This window comes from Pseudomonas sp. MWU12-2029, from assembly GCF_023242425.1.
In the GTDB taxonomy this organism is placed as follows: Bacteria; Pseudomonadota; Gammaproteobacteria; order Pseudomonadales; family Pseudomonadaceae; genus Aquipseudomonas; species Aquipseudomonas kribbensis.
This window is the reverse complement of sequence record NZ_JALJDY010000008.1, coordinates 1-21,772: the sequence shown is the minus strand read 5'-3', so window position 1 is coordinate 21,772 and position 21,772 is coordinate 1. Positions and strand designations below refer to the sequence as shown.

At 60.1% G+C, this 21,772-nt stretch carries 26 protein-coding genes; 9 read left to right on the top strand and 17 right to left on the bottom strand.

Annotation, left to right across the window (positions count from 1 at the left end):
* Positions 1-2 precede the first annotated feature (2 nt).
* A complete protein-coding gene (locus tag M5B44_RS19985; RefSeq protein WP_248740272.1) occupies positions 3-1,088 on the bottom strand; it encodes an aminopeptidase in 1,086 nt (361 codons plus the stop codon).
* 59 nt (positions 1,089-1,147) lie between these two features.
* Between M5B44_RS19985 and M5B44_RS19980 the strand changes: the two genes are divergently transcribed.
* Positions 1,148-1,570: a hypothetical protein gene (locus tag M5B44_RS19980; protein ID WP_248740271.1), complete on the top strand. Its 423-nt coding sequence runs from the start codon at positions 1,148-1,150 to the stop codon at positions 1,568-1,570.
* Between the two features lie 40 nt (positions 1,571-1,610).
* Positions 1,611-2,030 carry a hypothetical protein gene (locus M5B44_RS19975; protein WP_085713013.1) on the top strand — a complete coding sequence of 140 codons (420 nt, stop codon included), beginning with the start codon at positions 1,611-1,613 and terminating at the stop codon, positions 2,028-2,030.
* Positions 2,031-2,036: 6 nt separating this feature from the next.
* On the opposite strand, the gene M5B44_RS19970 is transcribed toward M5B44_RS19975, so the two are convergent.
* Together M5B44_RS19970 and M5B44_RS19965 are read right to left on the bottom strand one after the other, a co-directional pair.
* Positions 2,037-2,276, bottom strand: a complete 240-nt coding sequence (locus M5B44_RS19970) for a DUF1161 domain-containing protein (protein ID WP_085713012.1) — start codon at positions 2,274-2,276, stop codon at positions 2,037-2,039.
* Positions 2,277-2,378: 102 nt separating this feature from the next.
* A complete protein-coding gene (locus tag M5B44_RS19965) occupies positions 2,379-2,810 on the bottom strand; it encodes an OsmC family protein (RefSeq protein WP_011331817.1) in 432 nt (143 codons plus the stop codon).
* Positions 2,811-3,053: 243 nt separating this feature from the next.
* On the opposite strand from M5B44_RS19965, the gene M5B44_RS19960 reads away from it, so the two are divergent.
* Positions 3,054-4,055, top strand: a complete 1,002-nt coding sequence (locus tag M5B44_RS19960; RefSeq protein WP_065260633.1) for an LLM class flavin-dependent oxidoreductase — start codon at positions 3,054-3,056, stop codon at positions 4,053-4,055.
* A 55-nt stretch (positions 4,056-4,110) separates the two neighbouring features.
* On the opposite strand, the gene M5B44_RS19955 is transcribed toward M5B44_RS19960, so the two are convergent.
* On the bottom strand, positions 4,111-4,335 hold the full coding sequence (locus M5B44_RS19955) for a DUF1161 domain-containing protein (protein WP_085713011.1): 225 nt from the start codon (positions 4,333-4,335) through the stop codon (positions 4,111-4,113).
* Positions 4,336-4,460: 125 nt separating this feature from the next.
* Positions 4,461-4,676, bottom strand: a complete 216-nt coding sequence (locus M5B44_RS19950) for a dodecin (RefSeq protein WP_003220389.1) — start codon at positions 4,674-4,676, stop codon at positions 4,461-4,463.
* A gap of 156 nt (positions 4,677-4,832) precedes the next feature.
* On the opposite strand from M5B44_RS19950, the gene M5B44_RS19945 reads away from it, so the two are divergent.
* Positions 4,833-5,159 (top strand): DUF883 family protein, encoded by a 327-nt coding sequence (locus M5B44_RS19945; protein WP_007953918.1) that lies wholly within the window; start codon positions 4,833-4,835, stop codon positions 5,157-5,159.
* Here the strand turns inward: M5B44_RS19945 and M5B44_RS19940 are convergent.
* Positions 5,132-6,049, bottom strand: a complete 918-nt coding sequence (locus tag M5B44_RS19940; protein ID WP_248740270.1) for a LysR family transcriptional regulator — start codon at positions 6,047-6,049, stop codon at positions 5,132-5,134. The two genes, M5B44_RS19945 and M5B44_RS19940, sit on opposite strands and share 28 nt — an antisense overlap.
* 112 nt (positions 6,050-6,161) lie before the next feature.
* Here M5B44_RS19940 and trpB point away from each other — a divergent pair, with 112 nt between their 5' ends.
* From trpB to M5B44_RS19925, 3 genes are all read left to right on the top strand, one after another.
* Complete coding sequence (gene trpB / locus M5B44_RS19935; RefSeq protein ID WP_248740269.1) at positions 6,162-7,394, top strand: tryptophan synthase subunit beta; 1,233 nt, start codon at positions 6,162-6,164, stop codon at positions 7,392-7,394.
* Complete coding sequence (gene trpA / locus M5B44_RS19930; RefSeq protein ID WP_085713008.1) at positions 7,394-8,206, top strand: tryptophan synthase subunit alpha; 813 nt, start codon at positions 7,394-7,396, stop codon at positions 8,204-8,206. The genes trpB and trpA overlap by 1 nt, the downstream gene beginning before the upstream one ends.
* Positions 8,207-8,326: 120 nt before the next feature.
* Complete coding sequence (locus M5B44_RS19925; protein WP_085713007.1) at positions 8,327-8,770, top strand: anti-virulence regulator CigR family protein; 444 nt, start codon at positions 8,327-8,329, stop codon at positions 8,768-8,770.
* Between the two features lie 69 nt (positions 8,771-8,839).
* Here the strand turns inward: M5B44_RS19925 and M5B44_RS19920 are convergent, their stop codons facing one another.
* From M5B44_RS19920 to M5B44_RS19870, 11 genes are all read right to left on the bottom strand, one after another.
* On the bottom strand, positions 8,840-10,801 hold the full coding sequence (locus tag M5B44_RS19920; protein WP_134828659.1) for a DUF4105 domain-containing protein: 1,962 nt from the start codon (positions 10,799-10,801) through the stop codon (positions 8,840-8,842).
* Positions 10,798-11,118, bottom strand: coding sequence for a DUF2388 domain-containing protein (locus M5B44_RS19915; protein ID WP_248740268.1), 321 nt, complete (start codon positions 11,116-11,118; stop codon positions 10,798-10,800). Before M5B44_RS19915 ends, M5B44_RS19920 begins: the two co-directional genes overlap by 4 nt.
* Positions 11,119-11,146: 28 nt before the next feature.
* Entirely contained in the window at positions 11,147-11,455 is a 309-nt protein-coding gene (locus M5B44_RS19910) for a DUF2388 domain-containing protein (RefSeq protein WP_134828660.1), read from the bottom strand.
* A 107-nt stretch (positions 11,456-11,562) separates the two neighbouring features.
* Positions 11,563-11,880, bottom strand: a complete 318-nt coding sequence (locus M5B44_RS19905) for a DUF2388 domain-containing protein (protein WP_085713004.1) — start codon at positions 11,878-11,880, stop codon at positions 11,563-11,565.
* A 135-nt stretch (positions 11,881-12,015) separates the two neighbouring features.
* A complete protein-coding gene (locus tag M5B44_RS19900; protein WP_248740267.1) occupies positions 12,016-12,225 on the bottom strand; it encodes a DUF1127 domain-containing protein in 210 nt (69 codons plus the stop codon).
* A gap of 257 nt (positions 12,226-12,482) precedes the next feature.
* Positions 12,483-12,698, bottom strand: coding sequence for a DUF1127 domain-containing protein (locus M5B44_RS19895; RefSeq protein ID WP_003220409.1), 216 nt, complete (start codon positions 12,696-12,698; stop codon positions 12,483-12,485).
* A gap of 321 nt (positions 12,699-13,019) precedes the next feature.
* The gene (locus M5B44_RS19890) at positions 13,020-14,513 is read right to left on the bottom strand and encodes an acetyl-CoA hydrolase/transferase family protein (protein ID WP_248740266.1); all 1,494 of its coding nucleotides are present in this window, start codon (positions 14,511-14,513) and stop codon (positions 13,020-13,022) included.
* A 215-nt stretch (positions 14,514-14,728) separates the two neighbouring features.
* On the bottom strand, positions 14,729-16,162 hold the full coding sequence (locus M5B44_RS19885) for an NAD(P)(+) transhydrogenase (Re/Si-specific) subunit beta (RefSeq protein ID WP_134828664.1): 1,434 nt from the start codon (positions 16,160-16,162) through the stop codon (positions 14,729-14,731).
* The gene (locus M5B44_RS19880; protein ID WP_003220416.1) at positions 16,162-16,482 is read right to left on the bottom strand and encodes an NAD(P) transhydrogenase subunit alpha; all 321 of its coding nucleotides are present in this window, start codon (positions 16,480-16,482) and stop codon (positions 16,162-16,164) included. The genes M5B44_RS19885 and M5B44_RS19880 overlap by 1 nt, the downstream gene beginning before the upstream one ends.
* 15 nt (positions 16,483-16,497) lie before the next feature.
* Complete coding sequence (locus tag M5B44_RS19875) at positions 16,498-17,619, bottom strand: Re/Si-specific NAD(P)(+) transhydrogenase subunit alpha (protein ID WP_248740265.1); 1,122 nt, start codon at positions 17,617-17,619, stop codon at positions 16,498-16,500.
* A 434-nt stretch (positions 17,620-18,053) separates the two neighbouring features.
* On the bottom strand, positions 18,054-18,953 hold the full coding sequence (locus tag M5B44_RS19870) for a LysR family transcriptional regulator (RefSeq protein ID WP_248740264.1): 900 nt from the start codon (positions 18,951-18,953) through the stop codon (positions 18,054-18,056).
* Between the two features lie 158 nt (positions 18,954-19,111).
* Here M5B44_RS19870 and M5B44_RS19865 point away from each other — a divergent pair, with 158 nt between their 5' ends.
* Together M5B44_RS19865 and M5B44_RS19860 are read left to right on the top strand one after the other, a co-directional pair.
* Entirely contained in the window at positions 19,112-20,293 is a 1,182-nt protein-coding gene (locus M5B44_RS19865; protein WP_064379316.1) for an acyl-CoA dehydrogenase, read from the top strand.
* Between the two features lie 13 nt (positions 20,294-20,306).
* On the top strand, positions 20,307-21,527 hold the full coding sequence (locus tag M5B44_RS19860; protein ID WP_192559427.1) for a CaiB/BaiF CoA transferase family protein: 1,221 nt from the start codon (positions 20,307-20,309) through the stop codon (positions 21,525-21,527).
* The last annotated feature ends 245 nt before the right edge of the window (positions 21,528-21,772 follow it).

Here is a 21,772-nt window from a genome sequence, read left to right as displayed (position 1 = left end):
CGTCAATCGGAGCGAAGGGCGGTCAGCTCACGCAGCGCGGCCTTTCGCTTTTCCGTCGGCAATCCACCCAGTTGTTCAACCCGTGCATAAAACTGCGGCCAATCGCCCTTCACTTGCCTGAACAGGGCAGCAAACGCCGGCACCCACTGGTCATACAGTCCGAACGGCAACAATCGCGCATTGTTCAAAGGCGCATTGACCCAGGCGTCATAACGCTTGTCCCCGGCCCACTGGCTGTCGCGCATCTCCCGATAGTCCCGGCGAAACCGTTCGAACTCGGCAGCCTTGCGTTCGCGCATCTGCTCGACGGGCATCTGTTGTGTGTACAGCTTTTCCAGCCGGGCACGGGTATCGAGGATCAGTTGAATGAACTGATCGCGGCGTTTGAGCTGGGCATCGTTCTCTGGTGGCAGGCCACGAAACGCCCGCCACTGCCGGGTGCCTTCCTGCTCGACAAAGGTGGCGTAGGACTCGTTGAACTCGGTGTCATCCTTCACATAGAAACGCTGATGGCCCAGCTCATGGAAGATCAGCGTGGCCAGGCGTTCGTCACCCCAGCCCATCATCGAGTTGAGGATCGGGTCATTGAACCAGCCCAGGGTCGAATAGGCTTCGACGCCACCAATCGACACATCCATGCCTTGCAGGCGCTGTATTGCCGCCTCGCCCCGCGCCGCACTCTGGCTGTAGTAACCGCGATAGGCCACGCACCCGGCAATCGGGAAGCAGTGGTTCTGCGGGCTCAGGGAAAACTCCGGGGTGGCGAACACGTTCCACACCACATACGGCCGATGGATGTCGGCGTACAGGCGATAGCTCTGGTTATCCGGCAGGTGCAGGTGTTGGCTGGCGAAATCCCGGGCCTTCTGCGACTGGGCCAAGTGGGCGCGCAGCGTTGCGTCACGGTTCGGGTCGGCAATCACCTTGGCCACCGGCTCCCGCGCCCGTAGCAATTGCAGCTGACCGCTGGCCAGCTGGCTGTAATAGCTGACGCTGGAACAACCGTTGAGCAACAAAAACAACACACCCGGAAACAAAACCCGCAAAACGCGATCAAGTAACCCAAGGCTTGGAAACGGCCTGATCACAATAAGAACATCCCTGGAAAGTCTGATCGCAAGACTATCCCGCCCATTGGAGCTCCGCCATGCGCATCTTGATACTGACGGGAGGCCTGCTGACGCTGGCCGGTTGTGCCGGATTCGGAATACCTTCGCCTGACCCCTCGCAAGCCTGGATCGATCTGGACGCCCGGCAACAGGACACGGCGCTGCAAGCGCTGGAAGTCGACAGGAAGGCCGCCGTCGACAAACGTTACTTCGAGGTACAACCCGGCAGTCATGAACTGAAGGTGCGCTACCAGTTTCCGGTGGAAGCGACCAACATCGGCCCGGACGCCGAGCCCCTGTGGCGCGATTGCCAGTTGAGCCTGAAATTCACGGACTTCAACGCCGGCCAGCGCTATGAGCTTCAGGCCGGCTATATCGGTTTCCGGCCGTGGGCCAAGCTCTATGACCAGCAGAAAAATGTAGTCGGCCAGGGCAAACCGGCAGGCTGTCAGCGCACCTGATCGGCGTTATGCTGGATGTCCGAATCCACGGACATTCATCATGCGCAAGTCAATGCTGTTGCTGGTTGCCGGTGTGCTCGCCGGTTGTCAGACGCCGATGCCCCCGGTCGACCCCAACATGGCCTGGGTCGAGTTCTCGACGCCGACCCCGGGCGGAAAACTGTTGATGGCCGAACGTCTCGACAAGCAGCGCCTGACTGACGGACGTTTTTTCCAGGTAACGCCCGGCAGCCATGAGTTGCTGGTGCGTTTCGATTTCGAGGCACCCGGTGGAGGAGCTGGCATGTTGAACGACCCTGTGGAGCGCCTGTGCTACCTGACCATCCGCTTCGATCATTTCGAAGCGGGTCAGCGGTACGTGCTGGAGGGTCGCTCCCTGATGTTTACTCCCAGTGCCCGGCTGTATAACGCCAAGCGGGAAATCGTCGCCGAGGATCGCGACACCTATTGCGCCATCTAGCGTGAATCAGCTGTCGTTCTTCTGGTAGATGATGGCTTTGGTGCCGTTCTCGCAAGTGCCGACGATCATGGCGACGTCGTGCTTTTCGGCTTCCTCTTTGGAGACTATCTCCAGCGTGTAGGAAGGCACGGCATTCGCCTGAATCTTAATTTCGATCTCTTTCCTGAGTTCTTCGCAATCTTTGGGTGCCGCGAAGGCCGAAGTTGCCAGCACGCCACAGATAACCGCCAAAGCAAAACGTTTCATGGTTGAAGCTCCTGGGAGCAGTGCGCACGACGATGCGCGAAAGCTGCTGTCATTTATTCGACCACATTTTTGCCTGGCGGGTTCTGATTCTGCTCAAGTCGATCAGCTGACCAGCGACGCATCCAGGCTGATTTTCGCATTCAATACCTTCGACACCGGGCAACCTTCCTTGGCCTTGTTGCTCAGTTCTTCGAACTGCGCCTGGGTGGCGCCCGGAATCTTCGCCTTGAGAATCAGCTTCACTGCAGTGATCGCGAAACCGCCGTCAACCTGATCGAGGGTGACTTCGGCCTGGGTATCGATGCTGTCGGCCTTCAGCCCGGCATCGCCGAGGATCATCGAGAACGCCATGGAGAAACAGCCGGCATGGGCCGCGCCGATCAGTTCTTCCGGGTTGGTGCCCTTGCCGCCCTCGAAGCGGGCCTTGAAGCCGTACGGCGCTTCCCGCAGGACGCCGGTTTCGGTGGAGATCGAGCCGATGCCGGTTTTCAGGTCACCTTCCCAGTGTGCGGATGCCTTCTTCACGATAGCCATGTGTGCCTCCTTCAATTCGGGCGCGAAACGCCGCGCCGTCGTGGTTTTTGCCTGCAAGGCTTCTGAGGATAGACGCCGGAACAAAGTTCAGCCCGGTTGAATCGTTGACTTTTTTAGTAGGAAATTTCGGATCGACTATTGAAACTCGGGTATATGCCCTTATTGCAGAGAACACGCTTATGAATTGGGCAGGTTTGCGTTCGTCAGGAACAAACCGGCGCCCTCAATCGGAGATGCAGGTTCATGAAGCAACTGTCCGACGTAAAGTTTTCCACCCTCGATCTGGTGCCGGTGCGCGAGAACGGCAGCCCGGCCCAGTCGCTGCGCAACTCGCTGGATCTGGCGCAGCATGTCGAGAAGTTCGGCTACACCCGGTTCTGGGTCGCCGAGCACCACAACATGGACGGCATCGCCAGTTCCGCGACTTCGGTGTTGCTGGGTTATCTGGCCGGCGGCACCTCGACCATCCGTGTCGGCTCCGGTGGCGTGATGCTGCCCAACCACGCGCCGCTGGTGATTGCCGAGCAGTTCGGCACCCTTGAAAGCCTGTATCCGGGGCGGATCGACCTCGGCCTGGGCCGTGCGCCGGGCTCCGACCAGATGACCGCCCGCGCCCTGCGCCGAGAGCGCTCCGGCAGCGCCGACGATTTCCCTGAAGACGTCGCCGAACTGGTGCGCTTCCTTGGCCCGCGTACGCCGGATCAGCGGGTGATCGCGATGCCTGGCACTGGCACCAATGTGCCGATCTGGCTGCTCGGCTCCAGTCTGTTCAGTGCGCAACTGGCCGGCGAGCGCGGTTTGCCCTACGCCTTTGCCTCGCATTTCGCACCGCGCTTCATGCACGAGGCGATTCGCGTCTATCGCAATCACTTCAAGCCTTCGGCGGTGCTCGACAAGCCTTATGTGATGCTCGGCGTGCCGCTGGTGGCGGCCGACACCGACGAACAGGCCGATTACCTGGCGACCTCGGTGTACCAGCGAATCCTCGCGCTGATGCGTGGGCAAAGTCTGGTGCAGCGTCCGCCGGTGAAAACCATGGACGGCCTGTGGCTGCCTCATGAGCGTGAGGCGGTGGGTGATTTCCTTGGTCTGGCGATGGTCGGCAGCCCGCAGAAAATTCGCGCGAAACTGGAGGTGCTGATCGAACAGACCCAGGCCGATGAGCTGATCTTTACCTGCGACCTGTACGAACACGCCGATCGCCTGCATTCCTACGAGTTGCTGGCACAGGTGATGAAGGGCTGACATCCGGCTACAAAAAAGCCGACGCATTGCGTCGGCTTTTGCATTTCAGGCGCGATCAACCGCGTTTGTAGACGATTTCCTTGGTGCCGCCCTCGCACTTGCCGACGACCTTGCCGCCCGCTGCTGCACCTTTATCGACGATTTCCAGCGAATAACCGGAGACGTGTTTCGCATCCAGTTTTGCCGCGATCTCGGCTTTCACTTCTTCGCAAGGCTTGCCGGCAGCAAACGCACCACCCGCAAGGCTCAACAAACCTACTGCCAATATGAACTTCTTCATCGGTCGCACTCCCTGGTCGGATTAAAAGAGGCGGGCACCAAGTTCACTTGATGCGTCCACCCTGTAGCGCTTTGCCATTCCTATGGCATTCGGCCAGCGCGCAAGTTCAGAAGCGTAGCCCAAACTCAGCTGCTGGCAATCCGGAACCCGACTTTCAGGGTCACTTGAAAGTGGGCAGCCTTGCCGTCCTTGATGTGGCCACGGGTATCGACCACTTCAAACCATTCCAGATGCTTGATGCTCTTGTTGGCCTCGGCCAGCGCATTGTTGATGGCGTCTTCGATGCTGCTGGTGGACGAACCGACCAGCTCGACTTTCTTGTAGGTGTGATGGTCACTCATGGCGATCTCCTTGACGTGTGGAATTGAGCCTAGCAGCGATTTGCGCTGTTGATTTCGGTCGCCGGGAGAAACCGGAGTTCAGATTTTCTGCACTTTCCAGAACCCGTGAAGTCCCAAACAACACACGCCACTCATCACCAATGCAGGAGAGCCACCATGGCCAACACCTCGTTACGCAAAGCCTCGTTGCAAAGCATGGAAGCGGAGATCGAGAGTCTGCTCAAATCGTTGGAAAGCCTGAAAGACGACGCTTCGGACGAGTCGCGAAAGACCCTCAAGGCGCTCAAGGGCAACGCCGAAAGTGCGCTGAAACATTCGCGCAGTCTGCTCAGCGATGCCTACGAAGAAGTCAAAGTCAAAACCCGCGAAACCGGGATCGCCACCCGCGATTACGCGCAGGAACATCCGTGGACGACCGCCGGTGTGGCGGTCGGTGCACTGGGTCTGCTGGCCGCTTACTTGCTGTTCAAGCGCGGCGAGTGATCCGCCTGGCGCAGCTCATTCCTGAGCCACTGCGCCAATTGCCGGGCGCGCCCGTCGGCGGCGCGCTTGGGTAGCCACAACGCCAGTTGCGCCGGGGTTTCACAAAAACCCCATGGCGCGACCAGGCGCCCGGCCTTCAAGTCTTCAGTCACCAGCGGTTCCGGCGCGATCGCCACGCCCAGCCCGGCGACGGCCGCTTCCAGCAAGTAATACAAATGCTCGAAACCTTGCCCCAGCTTCAACGCCTTGGCATCGAGGCCGTTTTGCTGTGCCCAGCTCGGCCACGCTTGCGGGCGCGAAGTCGTATGCAACAAGGGCTCGTCGAGCAAGGCAGCGGGCGGTGCTGATTTCAGTTGTTGATAGCCGCTGAACAATGGGCTCATGACCGGCCCGATGCGTTCGCTGGCCAGCTCATAGACTTGCATGTCGGCCGGCCATGGCGGTTCGGCGAACAGCAGCAGCGCATCCAGTCCCGGGCGGCGCGGGTCGAGGTCGCCTTCTCCGGCGGACAAGTGCAGACGCAAGTCCGGCAGATCGGCATTCAGCCTTCCCAGTCGCGGAATGAACCAGCGCGCCAGCAGGCTGCCGGAGCAGCCGAGCACGAACGGAGCGTCGGCGGTGCTTTGGGTCAGCTCGGCGCAGACGCTGCGCAAGCGGTCGAACGCCTCGCCGCTGGCGTCGCGCAGACGGATACCGGCATCTGTGAGTTTCAAGCCGCGACCGTCCTTGACGAACAGGCTGACGCCAAGGTGCTCTTCAAGCACCTTGAGCTGGCGGCTGACCGCGCCGTGGGTGACGTGCAGCTGCTCGGCGGCCTGACTGACGCTGTTCAGCCGGGCGGTGGCTTCGAAGGCGCGCAGGGCGTTCAGCGGGGGAAGGTCATGGCTCATGATATCTGTGAGTTTTCCTGACAGGTTGTGGCGATCTTATCGGTTTTCAGTCTGGAAGGTCAGGGGTAGAGTGAACGCCATTGTCTTCTCGTGAAATCCGCTGGAGCGAACCATGACCCAGACTTCGAACACCTCCGATCTGCGTAACGGCCCTGACGCCAACGGCCTGTTTGGCTCGTTCGGCGGCCGTTACGTTGCCGAAACCCTGATGCCGTTGATCCTCGACCTGGCCCGCGAATATGAAGCGGCCAAGGAAGATCCGGCGTTCAAAGAAGAATTGGCCTACTTCCAGCGCGACTACGTCGGACGTCCGAGCCCGCTGTACTTCGCCGAGCGCCTGACCGAGTTCTGCGGTGGCGCCAAGATCTACCTCAAGCGCGAAGAGCTGAACCACACCGGCGCGCACAAGATCAACAACTGCATCGGCCAGATCCTGCTGGCGCGGCGCATGGGCAAGAAGCGCATCATCGCCGAGACCGGCGCCGGCATGCACGGTGTGGCCACCGCCACCGTGGCTGCGCGTTTCGGTCTGGATTGCGTGATCTACATGGGCACCACCGACATCGAGCGCCAGCAGGCCAACGTGTTCCGCATGAAGCTGCTGGGCGCCGAGGTGATCCCGGTGGTCGCCGGCACCGGTACCCTGAAAGACGCGATGAACGAAGCGCTGCGTGACTGGGTGACCAACGTCGACAGCACTTTCTACCTGATCGGCACCGTGGCCGGCCCGCACCCTTATCCAGCGATGGTCCGCGACTTCCAGGCGGTGATCGGCAAGGAAACCCGCGATCAGCTGCAAGCCCAGGAAGGTCGTCTGCCGGACAGCCTGGTGGCATGCATCGGTGGCGGTTCCAACGCCATGGGCCTGTTTCACCCGTTCCTTGACGACAAGGGCGTGGAAATCATCGGCGTCGAAGCCGCCGGTTACGGCATCGAGACCGGCAAGCACGCGGCCAGCCTCAACGGCGGTGTACCGGGCGTGTTGCACGGCAACCGCACCTTCCTGCTGCAGGACGACGATGGTCAGATCATCGACGCCCACTCGATTTCCGCCGGCCTCGACTACCCGGGCATCGGCCCTGAACACGCCTGGTTGCATGACATCGGCCGCGTCCAGTACACCTCGGTGACCGACGACGAAGCCCTCGCTGCATTCCACCAGTGCTGCCGCCTCGAAGGCATCATCCCGGCACTGGAAAGCGCCCATGCCCTGGCCGAAGTATTCAAACGCGCACCGAAGCTGCCGAAGGATCACCTGATGGTGGTCAACCTGTCCGGTCGCGGCGACAAAGACATGCAGACCGTCATGCACCACATGGAAACTTCCAAGCAGGAGAAACACTGATGAGCCGCCTGCAAACCCGCTTTGCTGAACTCAAGGAACAGAACCGTGCCGCGCTGGTGACTTTCGTTACCGCCGGTGATCCGGATTACGACACTTCGCTGGCGATCCTCAAGGGCCTGCCGAAAGCCGGAGCGGACGTGATCGAACTGGGCATGCCGTTCACCGACCCGATGGCCGACGGCCCGGCGATTCAACTGGCGAACATCCGTGCCTTGGGTGCCAAGCAGAACCTGATCAAAACCCTGCAAATGGTTCGCGAGTTCCGCAAGGACAACAGCGACACGCCGCTGGTGCTGATGGGTTACTTCAACCCGATCCACAAGTTCGGCGTCGAGCGTTTCATCGCCGAAGCCAAAGAAGCTGGCGTTGACGGCCTGATCGTGGTCGACATGCCGCCGGAGCACAACTCGGAGCTGTGCGACCCGGCCCAGGCAGCCGGCATTGACTTCATCCGCCTGACTACGCCGACCACCGATGACGCACGTCTGCCGAAAGTGTTGAACGGCAGCTCCGGCTTCGTTTACTACGTGTCGGTCGCCGGTGTGACCGGTGCCGGTGCGGCGACTCTGGAGCACGTCGAGGAAGCCGTGGCGCGTCTGCGTCGGCATACCGACCTGCCGATCAGCATCGGTTTCGGTATCCGTACGCCGGAGCAAGCCGCGTCCATTGCGCGTCTGGCCGATGGTGTGGTGGTGGGCTCGGCACTGATTGATCACATTGCCAACGCGACCACTCCGGCTCAGGCCATCGATGGCGTGCTGAGCCTGTGCTCGGCGCTGTCCGAAGGCGTGCGTAAGGCCCGCGTCAGCTGAAGGTAAAGTTCCTGATACAGAGGAATTAGCGTCTCGCGGCACAGACTAATTCAGCAAGACCGAGGGATTCAGAACCACGTTCTGAGTCCCTTTTTGCTGTCAGTGCAGTGAGGAAACCCCATGAAAATGCCGAAACGTCTGATTGCCAGTCTGGGCGTGCTGATGATCAGCGCCACGCCGCTGCTGGCCAGCGCCGACCCACGCGACGATCACGACCACGGCGGCCCGCAACAGGGCCACTACGACGATCGCGGCGGCGATCACCATGATTGGCAAAGCAGCCATCGGGGCGGCCCGCCACCTCGAGACTTCGGGCCGGTGCGTCAGGTGATCCGTGACAATCACGGCTACTTCGTTCGTGGTGCACCGCCGCCTCCGGGTATTCGTCTGGAACGCGGCCGGCCGTTGCCCCACGGTTATTACGGCGAGCGGCTGGATCCCCGGGCGTTGGGGCGTTTGCCGGTGTATCCGGGCTATGAATGGCGACGGGCCGGTGGCGATATTGTGTTGATCGCGGTCGGTACCGGGATCGTCTACGAAATTCTGGATGGCGTTCTGTACTGATTTGCAGGCAATAAAAAAGACCGCAGTCTTGCTTAGGCTGCGGTCTTTTGTTTTTCAGGGCCGTTGTTTTCAGGGCAGTTCCAGGCCACCCGAGGCTTTGTGCAGTTTGCGTAAATGCTCGCCGATCTGCTTCACGTTGGCCTCGTTGGCGGCAATCTCTGCGGCTCGCTTGGGCTCCAGTAGTGCACGCACTTCCTTGTCCAGATCACCGCTCAGCACCAGTAGCTGTTTCTGGCGCTGGCTGCTTTCGGCTTCCAGCCGGCTGAATTCGCTAGGTTGCGGCAGGCCGTAACCACGAGAATCGAGCAGTTCCGCCGGGCGGCTGAGGAAGCCGCTGTTGGCGAGGATCTGCTGCAGCGTCGCGTTGGCTTTATCCATACCGCCGTTTTCCAGCTCCCGGGCGCCGAGGTAGCGTTGCTTTACCTCATCCTGGGCCAGCAGCAACTGGCGCCGGAAGCTTGCCTGCTCCAACAACAGCAACGCAGCGCTGGTGCGCAGGTCCGCGCGTTCGAACCATGGCCGCCGCTCTTCGGCAGACAGCGACAGCCATTCCTCGACGCTGGTCTGCTTGATCGGCAATTGCTTTTTCAGCACATCAAACATTGCCTGATAACGATCGCGGAACGAGTCGAAACGATACCCCAGACGCAACGCCTCTTTGGGGTTGTCCAGCACGCTGGTGTCCGCCAGGCCCCGGCCCTTGAGCACTTCTAGAAGGCCGTTGGGCATGATGCTGTCGAGGCCGACAAGCTGCGAGTTGTTGCTGCCGCTGCGCAGCAGTTTCAGGCTCTCCACCGCACAGTTGTTGGACAGGAAGAAGTAGTTGCCGTCGTAGCTCCAGTGCATTTCGGCGGCGTGTTCGACCACGTCTTCGATCTCGCTGCGCGACAGGTTCAGCGGCACCGAGGCGAGGCTGCGCAGTTCGGTCTTGGTGTACTCGTCGATCACTTGGGCCAACGGCAGGACAAACAGGCGCGACGGGTATTTGCCGACCAGTCCGTCCCAGCTCGACAGCTGCACATCGCCGACGAATGCGCGGTAGGACAGCACCAGATGCTGGTCCAGATCCAGTCGGCAGTCCGGCCCGCGTGGCCGGCCCGGTGCGCAGATCACCAGGCGCAACATGCTGTGTCCCCAGCGGCTGACCCAGTTCTGATTCGCTTCGGCCAGCAGGTAGTCGATGGCGTAGACACGTTCTGGATCGACCTGCCCCAGTGGTTGCTTGGCAAAGTCATTGCCGGCATTCAGGAACGCGAAGGATTTGGCGCAGGTGTCCTTTTCCGGCGGCGCCCAGCCGAAGTGTTCCTTGTAATAGCGGTACAGCGCCGGGCGGCGGCAGGCGTAGCTCGGGTCGAGGAGGAAATACTCCATGTTGACCGCGACGAATTCCTTCGGACTGGAGATCTCGTACAGGTCCGGGCTGCGGGCGATCTGCCGGTTGTGCTGTTCACGTTCGCCACGGCGACCGACGTATTGCTGCCAGCCGGCGAGGTCGAGCAGGCGCGGGTCATCGCTGAGGGTGAAGCGCCGGTCGTTCTGGCCCCGGCACTCGTCCGGCAGGCCGATCAGTCCGGCACTGTTGTTGCGGCGGGTGCAGCGCTGGATCAGCGTGCGTTCGGCGGCTGGCCACAGGCGTGCGCGGTCGTAAATGTGGGTGATTTCGTGCAGCACCGTGGCCAGCAATTCCTGCCGCACAGTGCCGTGGGGGCGACTGGTCTTTTGTTTGGCTGCGCTGCCGTCGGTGAGACTGGCGAGCAGTTTGCGGTTCAGGTCCAGCTCGGAAACAAGAGCCGCCTCACCGTAGGCATTGTCGGGCATCTCGTCGGTCCAGCCGACATCGATACGTCGATCCAGACGTTCGATGAAGCTGGGCGGCAGTTTCTGCATTGCTTCATCGAGCAGCGCCTGACTGGCCTGTTGTTGGGCGGGGCTCAGACCCTCGGTCTTGAGCCGCAGTTGCAGGCTGGCGTGGGCGTTGCTGCCGATCAGCAGCAGCGCCCCGGCCAGCAGCCAGGCGCTGAGAGATTTCACAATGCGAGGATGGCTTCGGCGAGTACCTGGTCACTTGCGTCGCGGGCTTCCGGCACGCGGGTGCGCAAGGTGTCGAGGGCGGCTTCCAGGTGCGCGCCACGGATATCACCGTTGCTGGCGACGAAGCTGGCGGCGTCGTCGTGGGCTTCGCGGATGATTTTCGAATCGCGGATCGACGTGGTGGTGTCGGACGTGAAATCGATGGTGCGCTGGGAGGCACGAACGATGATGTTACTGGTGGCTACCAGGGTGTGCGCCTGGGCCATATCGGCCAACAACAGCAGGCCAAGGGCGGCAGCAATCAGCGGGCTACGCATGGAACGACTCCGGAGGGGACAAGAATAACTATTGGACGAGAATTGCCTGTGCCAGTTCAAGGTCGCTTACATGAAGTTTTGGCCGGGATTTACGCAGGTAATGCAGTGCGGATTCCAGCTGGGCGCCTCGCAATTGGCCGTCACTGGCAACGAATGCCGCGGCATCGTCGTGGGCGGCGAACAACAGTTTACGGTCGAAAGGCGCGGAAGACACCATGCTGGTGGCGTAACCGCTGACGACGGTGTTTTGCGTCGAGACATCAAAGGCATCGACCGAGGTCGCCCAGCAGGCAGTGAGCAGAACAGAAGGGATAAGCAGATTTTGATAAAAACGCATGGGTCTCAGGAGCTGTTAGCGAGCCCCAAGGCTAGCGCAATGCCCGGTCCAGAGCCAGCGGCGAAACATCGGGACACGGCTGGCGTGTCCCTTCCAGCAACATCGGATCAGATCGCCAGGATGGCTTGTGCCAGTTGTGCGTCGGTTGCATTCAATTGCGGAGCCTGATGGCGGATAAGGTCCAGGGCACTTTCCAGTTTCACGCCGCGAATCTGGCCTTCGCTGGCAACGAAGCTGGCAGCGTCGTCACGGGCAGCGATCACGACTTTGTTGTCACGCAGCGAAGAGCTGACGTCGGAAGTCGCGTCCGAAGAGGACTTCAGCGCGCCAACAACGGCGTCGGTGGTCACGATGAAGCTGGTGGCGCTGGCATTGGCAGCCACGGCCAGCAGGGCGGCAGCGCTGAGCAGGCGAAGACGGGACATGGTGTAACTCCTCTGGAAATTTCGTATTGAGAGGTGGCTTGGTGTCTGGGGAGTCAGACGCCAGTCGCACGGCATTCGCCACGTTCTGCCCGGATATTAGGCCTGTGTGGGAGGTTTCGCACAGAGGGCAAAATGCTAGCGCCAGAAGGGTTTCTCCAGTTCGTTCAGTCGATCCGCGTGGCTGAGGCCGAGATCGGCGAGATCCCGCCCATCGAGTTGAGCCAGCAGGCGCCTTGTCCTGGCGCGCTCCAGGCCTTGCCAGAAGCCTTTGAATAGCCGCCGTAGAAGACCGTAGCGGGGAGAGCGATCGATCGTAACTGCTGAAACATCCTGTAAGTGATTCATGACGTCTTCCTTAAGTCTGCGGGAGCGGAAGGTCATGTTGAGCTGAATGCAGTGAGCACGGCAGATACACCGCGGCAAAATTGTACTGGTTCAGTTTTGGTTTCATCGAAACTGTACCTGTCTGCGATACAGGCACCTGTATCGCATGTTTTCCGACCCCAAAACGACAAGACCCGTCGCGGTTTCCCGCGACGGGTCTTGTTTGTTCAATTCGGGTTGCTGGCGGTGGGTCTGGTGACCAGAGCCAGCGACGCTACTTAGCGCCAGAACGGCTTGCTGAGCTCTTCGTAGCGTTGTGCTTCGCTGATACCGGCGTCAGCCAGCAGACGCGAGTCCAGACGAGCCAGTTGGTGGCGGCTGGAGATGCGGCGCTGCCACAACATCAGGTTGGCGATAACGCGCAGAGGCAGGGAAGCCTGGGTTTTTGCAGCTTTGTCTTCGAAGAACAGTTCGGAACTGAGTGTACGTTCCATGGTTGACATCCTTCCGCTTGTGGCGGGATCAGGTAGTGGTTTAACTGGTGCCCATGATCCTCTCGTTTGGCCAGACTCTCTAGATACAGTTCACTTGTATTGTGAGTGACCAGTTAACTGTTTATAGGGGGTGTACGGGTCAAAATCGCGCAAACTGTACCTGTCTGCGCCTATTTGGTGCATTTTTGCTCGATTCGATGATGCGAGTAGGCAAAAGCCGTAGGAAAAGACCGGTACAGCAGTACAGTTTTTGACGAGGTTGGAGATTTTCAAATTTCCGCTGGCGAAACTGTGTTTGCGCCAGCGGAATATCTGTGCGAATCAAGCCTTCAGCATGTGCCCGGTTTCTTCCAGATTGATGTGCCAGCTCAGGGCCTCACGCAGAATGTGCGGGGTGTGGCCGCCGATGGCGCAGGCTTTGTCGAAGTAATCATTCAGCGCCTGGCGGTAGTCCGGGTGCACGCAGTTGTCGATGATGACCCGGGCGCGTTCCCGTGGCGCCAGGCCACGCAGGTCGGCCAGGCCTACCTCTGTCACCAGGATGTCGACGTCATGCTCGGTGTGGTCGACGTGGCTGACCATCGGCACCACGCTGGAAATCGCGCCGCCCTTGGCAATCGACTTGGTCACGAACACCGCCAGGTGCGCGTTGCGTGCGAAGTCGCCCGAGCCGCCAATCCCGTTCATCATCCGCGTGCCGCAGACGTGAGTGGAGTTGACGTTGCCGTAGATGTCGAACTCAAGGGCCGTGTTGATGCCGATGATGCCCAGGCGACGAACCACTTCCGGATGGTTCGAGATCTCCTGCGGGCGCAGCACCAGTTTGTCCTTGTACTTCTCCAGGTTGCCGAACACGTCGCTGTTGCGCCGTTCCGACAGGGTGATCGAACTGCCCGAGGCGAAGCTCAGCTTGCCGGCGTCGATCAGGTCGAAGGTCGAATCCTGCAGCACTTCGGAGTACATGGTCAGGTCTTCAAACGGCGAATCGATCAACCCGCACATCACCGCGTTGGCAATGTTGCCGATCCCGGCCTGCAGCGGGCCGAGCTTGTTGGTCATGCGTCCGGCATCGACTTCCTGCTTGAGGAAGGTGATCAGGTGATCGGCGATGGCTTTGGTGTCGACATCCGGCGACGACACGGTAGACGGCGAATCCGACTGCTGGGTGATGACGATGGCGACGATCTTCTCTGGCGGAATCGGGATCGCGGTGCTGCCGATGCGGTCGTCAACTTTTACCAGCGGAATTGGCGTGCGGGTCGGGCGGTAGGTCGGGATATAGATGTCATGCAGACCTTCGAGGTTGGCGTTGTGTGCCAGGTTGATCTCGACAATCACGTGTTTGGCGAAGATCGCGAAGCTCGCCGAGTTGCCCACCGAAGTGGTCGGCACAATGTGACCCTGTTCGGTGATGGCCACGGCTTCGATCACTGCGATGTCCGGCAGCTTCAGTTGCTGGTTGCGCAGTTGTTCGACGGTTTCCGACAGGTGCTGGTCGATGAACATCACTTCGCCGGCGTTGATCGCCTTGCGCAAGGTGCTGTCGACCTGGAACGGCATGCGCCGGGACAGAACGCCGGCCTCGGTCAGTTGCTTGTCGAGGTCGTTGCCCAGGCTGGCACCGGTCATCAGGCTGATCTTCAGCGGCGTGACCTTGGCTCGCTCGGCCAGTGCATGGGGAACGGCCTTGGCTTCGCCGGCACGGGTGAAGCCGCTCATGCCGACGGTCATGCCGTCCTCAATCAGCGCAGCGGCGTCGGCGGCGCTCATCACTTTATCCAACAACGAAGGCAGGCGAATACGGTCACGGTACATGGATTATTTTCTCGGGCAGCGAGTAGCAGGATGCGCAGTCTAGTGAATTTCGCGGGCGCCTGTCCCGCTACCAAGGTCGCAAACGAGGCGTCTATTTAGCGGGTTTCAAGTAAAACACCGTTACCGGATCTGCAACAACGCGGCAAATTGTCCGACGGTTTTTGCAAACAAAAACGCCCCGACAAGTCGGGGCGTCCGGTACGGCAGCGAGCGATTTACTCGACCGCTTTGACCATGTCTTCGATGACTTTCTTCGCGTCGCCGAACACCATCATGGTCTTGTCCAGGTAGAACAGTTCGTTGTCCAGACCGGCATAGCCGCTGGCCATCGAGCGCTTGTTGACGATGATGGTCTTGGCCTTGAACGCTTCGAGGATCGGCATGCCGGCGATCGGCGATTTCGGATCGTTCTTGGCGGCCGGGTTGACCACGTCGTTGGCGCCGAGCACCAGTACCACGTCGGCCTGACCGAATTCGGAGTTGATGTCTTCCATCTCGAACACCTGGTCGTACGGCACTTCGGCCTCGGCCAGCAGTACGTTCATGTGGCCAGGCATCCGACCGGCCACCGGGTGGATCGCGTACTTCACGGTCACGCCGTGGTGGGTCAGCTTCTCGGTCAGCTCTTTCAATGCGTGCTGTGCACGGGCCACCGCCAGACCGTAACCCGGAACGATGATCACGGTGTCTGCGTTGGTCAGCAGGAAGGTTGCGTCGTCAGCCGAGCCGGATTTCACCGGACGGGCTTCCTTCTCACCGGCAGGACCGGCGTCCGCGGTATTGCCGAAACCGCCGAGCAGTACATTAAAGAAGGAACGGTTCATCGCCTTGCACATGATGTACGAGAGGATCGCACCGCTCGAACCCACCAGGGAGCCGGCAATGATCAGCATCGAGTTGTTCAGCGAGAAGCCGATACCTGCCGCCGCCCAGCCGGAATAGCTGTTGAGCATCGACACCACCACCGGCATGTCGGCGCCGCCGATCGGGATGATGATCAGCACGCCCATGACGAACGCCAGGGCCAGCATCAGTGCGAACGCGGCGAGGTTGCCGGTGAGCATGAAGGTGATGCCGAGGATCAGCGTCGCCAGACCCAGCACGGCGTTCAGCTTGTGCTGACCACTGAACTGTACCGGTGCACCCTGGAACAGGCGGAACTTGTACTTGCCCGACAGCTTGCCGAATGCGATCACCGAACCGGAGAAGGTGATTGCACCAATGGCCGCGCCGAGGAACAGCTCCAGACGGTTACCCGCCGGGATCGAGTCGCCCAGTTGCTTGACGATGCCCAGCGACTGCGGCTCGACCACCGCAGCAATGGCGATGAACACCGCTGCCAGACCGATCATGCTGTGCATGAACGCAACCAGTTCCGGCATCTTGGTCATTTCAACGCGCTTGGCCATGATCGAACCGGCGGTGCCGCCGATCAGCAGGCCGACGATCACATAGCCGATGCCGGCGGTGGCCAGCTCAGCCCCGAGCTTATAGATGAGGCCGATGGTGGTCAGGATCGCCAACGCCATGCCGAGCATGCCGAACAGGTTGCCGCGGCGCGACGTGGTCGGGTGCGACAGGCCTTTGAGGGCCTGGATGAAGCAGATCGACGCGATCAGGTAGAGCGTCGTGACGAGGTTCATGCTCATTACTTAGGCGCCTCTTCTTTTGCTTTCGGGGCTTTCTTCTTGAACATCTCAAGCATGCGGCGAGTGACCAGGAAGCCACCGAACACGTTGACTGCGGCCAGTGCCACGGCGAGGGTGCCCATGGTCTTGCCCAGCGGGGTGACGGTCAGGGCAGCAGCCAGCATGGCGCCGACGATCACGATCGCCGAAATGGCGTTGGTCACTGCCATCAGCGGCGTGTGCAATGCGGGTGTAACGTTCCAGACCACGTGGTAACCGACATAAATCGCCAGCACGAAGATGATCAGGTTGTAGATACCGGGGGAGATAAGCTCTTCCATCGTCTGAATCCCTGCTTAGGCGTTTTTGCGGATGACTTGGCCGTCGCGGCACATCAGGCACGCGGCGACGATGTCGTCTTCGAGGTTCACTTCGAACTGGCCTTCTTTGGTGAATACCAGCTTCAGGAAGTCCAGCAGGTTGCGTGCGTACAGCGCCGAGGCGTCGGAGGCGACTTCACCGGCGAGGTTGGTCGGGCCGACGATGGTCACGCCATTCTCGATCACGACCTGATCGGCAACGGTCAGCGGGCAGTTGCCACCCTGGGCAGCAGCGAGGTCGATGACCACCGAGCCGGGTTTCATCTGCGCCACGGTGTCCGCGCTCAACAGCACCGGTGCCTTGCGGCCCGGGATCAGTGCGGTGGTGATGACGATGTCAGCCTGCTTGGCGCGCTCGTGCACGGCCTGGGCCTGACGCTGCATCCAGCTCGCCGGCATCGGGCGTGCGTAACCACCGACGCCGACCGCGCATTCGCGTTCTTCATCGGTCTCGTAAGGCACGTCGACGAACTTGGCGCCGAGCGACTCGATCTGTTCCTTCACGGCCGGACGTACGTCGGACGCTTCGATGACGGCACCCAGACGTTTCGCCGTGGCAATCGCCTGCAACCCGGCCACACCAGCCCCCAGAATCAGCACGCGCGCCGCTTTCACGGTGCCCGCAGCGGTCATCAGCATTGGCATGAAACGCGGGTAGTAGTGAGCGGCCAGCAATACCGCCTTATAGCCGGCAATGTTCGCCTGGGAGGACAGCACGTCGAGGCTCTGGGCCCGGGACGTACGTGGCGCCGCTTCCAGGGCGAACGCGGTAATCCCGCACTCGGCCATCTTCGCGATGGTGTCGTTGTTGAACGGGTTGAGCATGCCCACCAGCACCGTGCCGCGCTTGATCAGCGTCAGTTCGGCATCGCTTGGCGCGACCACTTTGAGAATCAGCTCGGCGCCAAACGCGTCATTGGCACTGCCAATGGTTGCGCCTGCCGCTTCATAGGCACTGTCGACAACGCTGGCTTTAACGCCGGCGCCGGTTTGCACAGTGACCTTATGACCTTGGCTGATCAGCTTTTTAATGGTTTCCGGGGTTGCAGCAACCCGTGTTTCACCGGTCTGGGTTTCGAGAGGAACACCAATGTGCACGTCAAATCTCCTGCGTGATCTTATTGAGTAAACCCATGCACTACGGATGGTGCGACTGGGGCGGCCGATCAGCACGATCCCGCCAAATCAGGGCGGGGCGCGGCATTTTGCAGGCGAAGTTTATGCCCTTCAAGGGATTATGACGGGTGACGGAAAATTAACTACAAGTCATCCCGTGACCGAATGTCGCAGATGGCCAGTTGAATCCCTTGCAGGCCGTGCCTTTCAAGGAGTCTGGATGAATTTGAAGAATTTTCTCATCGGTGACGTGAATAGGCCGCAATGAGTCGCGAATTAGGGCGCAAAGCCACGCTGGCAGGCGCTTGTGGGACGTCTGTACGACTTTCGGATACAGTCTGTCGATTTGCGACAAATAGTTATATCTGTAGGGCTTTGAATATCCTGACTACGGGGTTAGCAATCGCTGAAGGCCTTCATCCTTCTAGGTTGTAGCTGTGTGCCTGATTTACCAGCCAGTCGCGAAATGCCTTCAGTGATGCAGATTCGACTTTTCGCTCCGGAATCATCAGGTAATACGCCTTGATGCTGGAAAGTGCATTCGGGTTGGCTATCACCAGGCGTTTCTCGGCCAATTCGCGCTGGATCAGGAACGGTGGGATCAACGCGATCCCCATGTCATGCATGGCTGCCTGGGCCAGCATGGAGAATAGCTCGTAGCGCGGACCTGTCATGTCGCGGGGGATGTTCAGGTGCTGCGAGTTGAACCACTGTCGCCAGGCGTAGGGGCGGGTGGTTTGCTGGAGGAGAGGGAAATCGGCGATTTCATCGGGAGTCAGATGCGTCTCGTTGCCGAGCAGGGCGGGGCTGCACACCGGCATCGGATTCTCACCCATCAGCCTGTGGGATTCGGTACCGGACCAGTCGGCATCGCCGAAGTAGATGGCGGCATCGAAGTCGGTGTCGGCAAACAGGAAGGGACGGGTTCGGTTGGTCAGGTTGACCGTGACCTCCGGATGTTTGAGCTGGAAGTCCTTGAGTCTTGGTAGCAGCCATTGCGTGCCGAAGGTGGGCACCACAGCGAGCTCGATCACGTTGGTGCCCTGCTGACCCATCACCGACAGGGTGTCGCGCTCAACGGCATCGAGCTGGGTCGCTACTCGGCGGCTATAGGAAAGCCCCGCTTCCGTCAGCTTCACCCCGCGTCGCGAGCGTCGGAAGAGTTCGACACTGAGGAACTCCTCAAGGCTGGCGATCTGTCGGCAGATGGCGCCTTGGGTGAGGGAAAGTTCTTCGGCGGCCTTGGTAAAACTCTCGTGGCGGGCGGCCGCCTCGAAGCTGATCAGGGCGGTGGTGCTGGGTATCTTGCGGCGCATGTACGTCAACCTCACTAATACGCCGCATATAAGGCACTTGGCGACGTTTCGGAGTGAGAAATTAGCACAACAGGATGCGAAATCCTCGTTTGCCGGGAGGGCGAAGCGCGCCTAGGATCAATGCCACGTTAATTCACCCGATTTGCGAGGACTCACTCATGGGCGGTAAAGCTAGCTTCAACTGGATCGATCCACTGCTGCTGGATCAACAGCTGACTGAAGAAGAACGCATGATCCGCGACACTGCCGAGCAATTTGCCCAGCAGAGCCTCGCGCCACGCGTTCTGGAAGCCTTCCGCCATGAGAAGACCGATCCGGCAATCTTCCGTGAAATGGGTGAAGTTGGCCTGTTGGGTGCGACCATTCCCGAGCAGTACGGTGGCAGCGGCCTCAACTACGTCAGCTACGGCCTGATTGCCCGTGAGGTCGAGCGTGTCGACTCTGGCTATCGTTCGATGATGAGCGTGCAGTCTTCGCTGGTGATGGTGCCAATCAATGAATTCGGTACCGAAGCTCAGAAGCAGAAGTACCTGCCGAAACTGGCTTCCGGCGAGTGGATCGGCTGCTTCGGTCTGACTGAGCCGAACCACGGTTCCGACCCGGGCGCGATGATTACGCGTGCACGCAAAGTCGAAGGCGGCTACAGCCTGACCGGCGCCAAGATGTGGATCACCAACAGCCCGATCGCCGATGTGTTCGTGGTCTGGGCCAAGGACGACGCCGGCGATATTCGCGGCTTTGTATTGGAGAAGGGCTGGAAAGGCCTGAGCGCTCCGGCGATTCACGGCAAGGTCGGCCTGCGGGCTTCGATCACTGGTGAGATCGTCATGGACAACGTGTTCGTACCGGAAGAAAACATCTTCCCGGACGTGCGTGGTCTGAAAGGTCCGTTCACCTGCCTCAATTCTGCACGTTATGGCATCTCCTGGGGCGCGCTGGGCGCGGCCGAGTTCTGCTGGCACACCGCTCGCCAGTACACCCTGGATCGCCAGCAGTTCGGTCGCCCGTTGGCCGCTACTCAGTTGATCCAGAAAAAACTGGCTGACATGCAGACCGAAATCACTCTGGCACTGCAAGGCTGCCTGCGTCTGGGCCGCATGAAAGATGAAGGCACTGCTGCGGTTGAAATCACTTCGATCATGAAGCGTAACTCTTGCGGCAAGTCTCTCGAGATTGCTCGCATGGCCCGTGACATGCTGGGTGGCAACGGCATTTCCGATGAATTCGGTGTGGCCCGTCATCTGGTCAACCTGGAAGTGGTGAATACCTATGAAGGTACTCACGACGTTCACGCGCTGATCCTCGGTCGTGCGCAGACCGGCCTGCAGGCGTTCTATTAACAGGAGAGCGACCATGGGCGCGCTGTCGCATCTGCGGGTACTGGATTTGTCGCGAGTGCTGGCCGGCCCATGGGCCGGGCAGATTCTTGCCGACCTTGGGGCGGAAGTGATCAAGGTCGAACGCCCGGGTAATGGTGACGATACCCGCGCCTGGGGGCCGCCCTTCCTGAAAGACGCTTATGGCGAGAACACCAGCGAGGCGGCCTATTACCTGTCGGCCAACCGCAACAAGCAATCGGTGACGATCGACTTCACGCGTCCTGAAGGTCAGAAGCTTGTGCGGGAGCTGGCAGCCAAGTCCGACATCCTGATCGAGAACTTCAAGGTCGGTGGACTGGCGGCTTATGGTCTGGACTATGAGTCGCTGAAGGCGATCAATCCGGATCTGATTTATTGCTCGATCACTGGTTTCGGTCAGACCGGGCCGTATGCGAAGCGCGCAGGCTATGACTTCATGATCCAGGGTCTCGGCGGGCTGATGAGTCTGACCGGGCGACCTGAAGGTGATGAGGGTGCCGGGCCGGTGAAGGTGGGTGTGGCGCTCACGGATATTCTGACCGGTCTGTATTCGACCGTGGCGATCCTGGCGGCACTGGCTCACCGTGATCACGATGGTGGCGGTCAGCACATTGATATGGCGCTGCTGGATGTGCAGGTGGCATGTCTGGCTAACCAGGCGATGAACTACCTGACGACGGGCAATGCGCCAAAGCGGCTGGGCAATGCGCATCCGAATATCGTGCCGTACCAGGACTTTCCTACGGCTGATGGTGACTTCATTCTCACGGTGGGTAATGACGGGCAGTTCCGCAAATTCGCCGAAGTGGCGGGGCAGCCGCAGTGGGCGGACGATCCGCGTTTCGCGACCAATAAGCTGCGTGTAGCGAATCGGGCGGTGCTGATTCCGTTGATCCGTCAGGCGACAGTTTTCAAGACGACCGCCGAGTGGGTGGCTCAGCTGGAGCAGGCGGGGGTGCCGTGTGGGCCGATCAATGATCTGTCGCAGGTGTTCGAGGATCCACAGGTGAAATCTCGCGGGTTGGCGATTGAGCTGCCTCATGCGTTGGCAGGGATGGTGCCGCAGGTGGCCAGTCCGATTCGGTTGTCTCGGACACCTGTCGAGTATCGTCGTGCGCCTCCTTTGTTGGGCGAACATACGCTGGAGGTTTTGCAGCGGGTGCTGGGTCTGGGAGCGGGGGCGGTGGCTGCGATGAAAGAGGATGGCGTGCTCTGAATCTTCTCTCTCTATATAGAGGGGGGTGGATCCTTCTTCTATATAGAGAGTCGGACATTTTTTGGCCTGTCTGCAAGTTATTGAAAGAAAAGCAAAATTAAGGGTTGACGGCAGATTCTGAGTCTCTATAATTCGCCCCACTTCCGGCGCAGTCGAAACGGAAAACTCCTTGAGATTCAACGAGTTGTGTAAGTTTCGATAGCGGGTGGCTTCAGATCATCGAAGCCTGGAAGGAGTTGGAAATA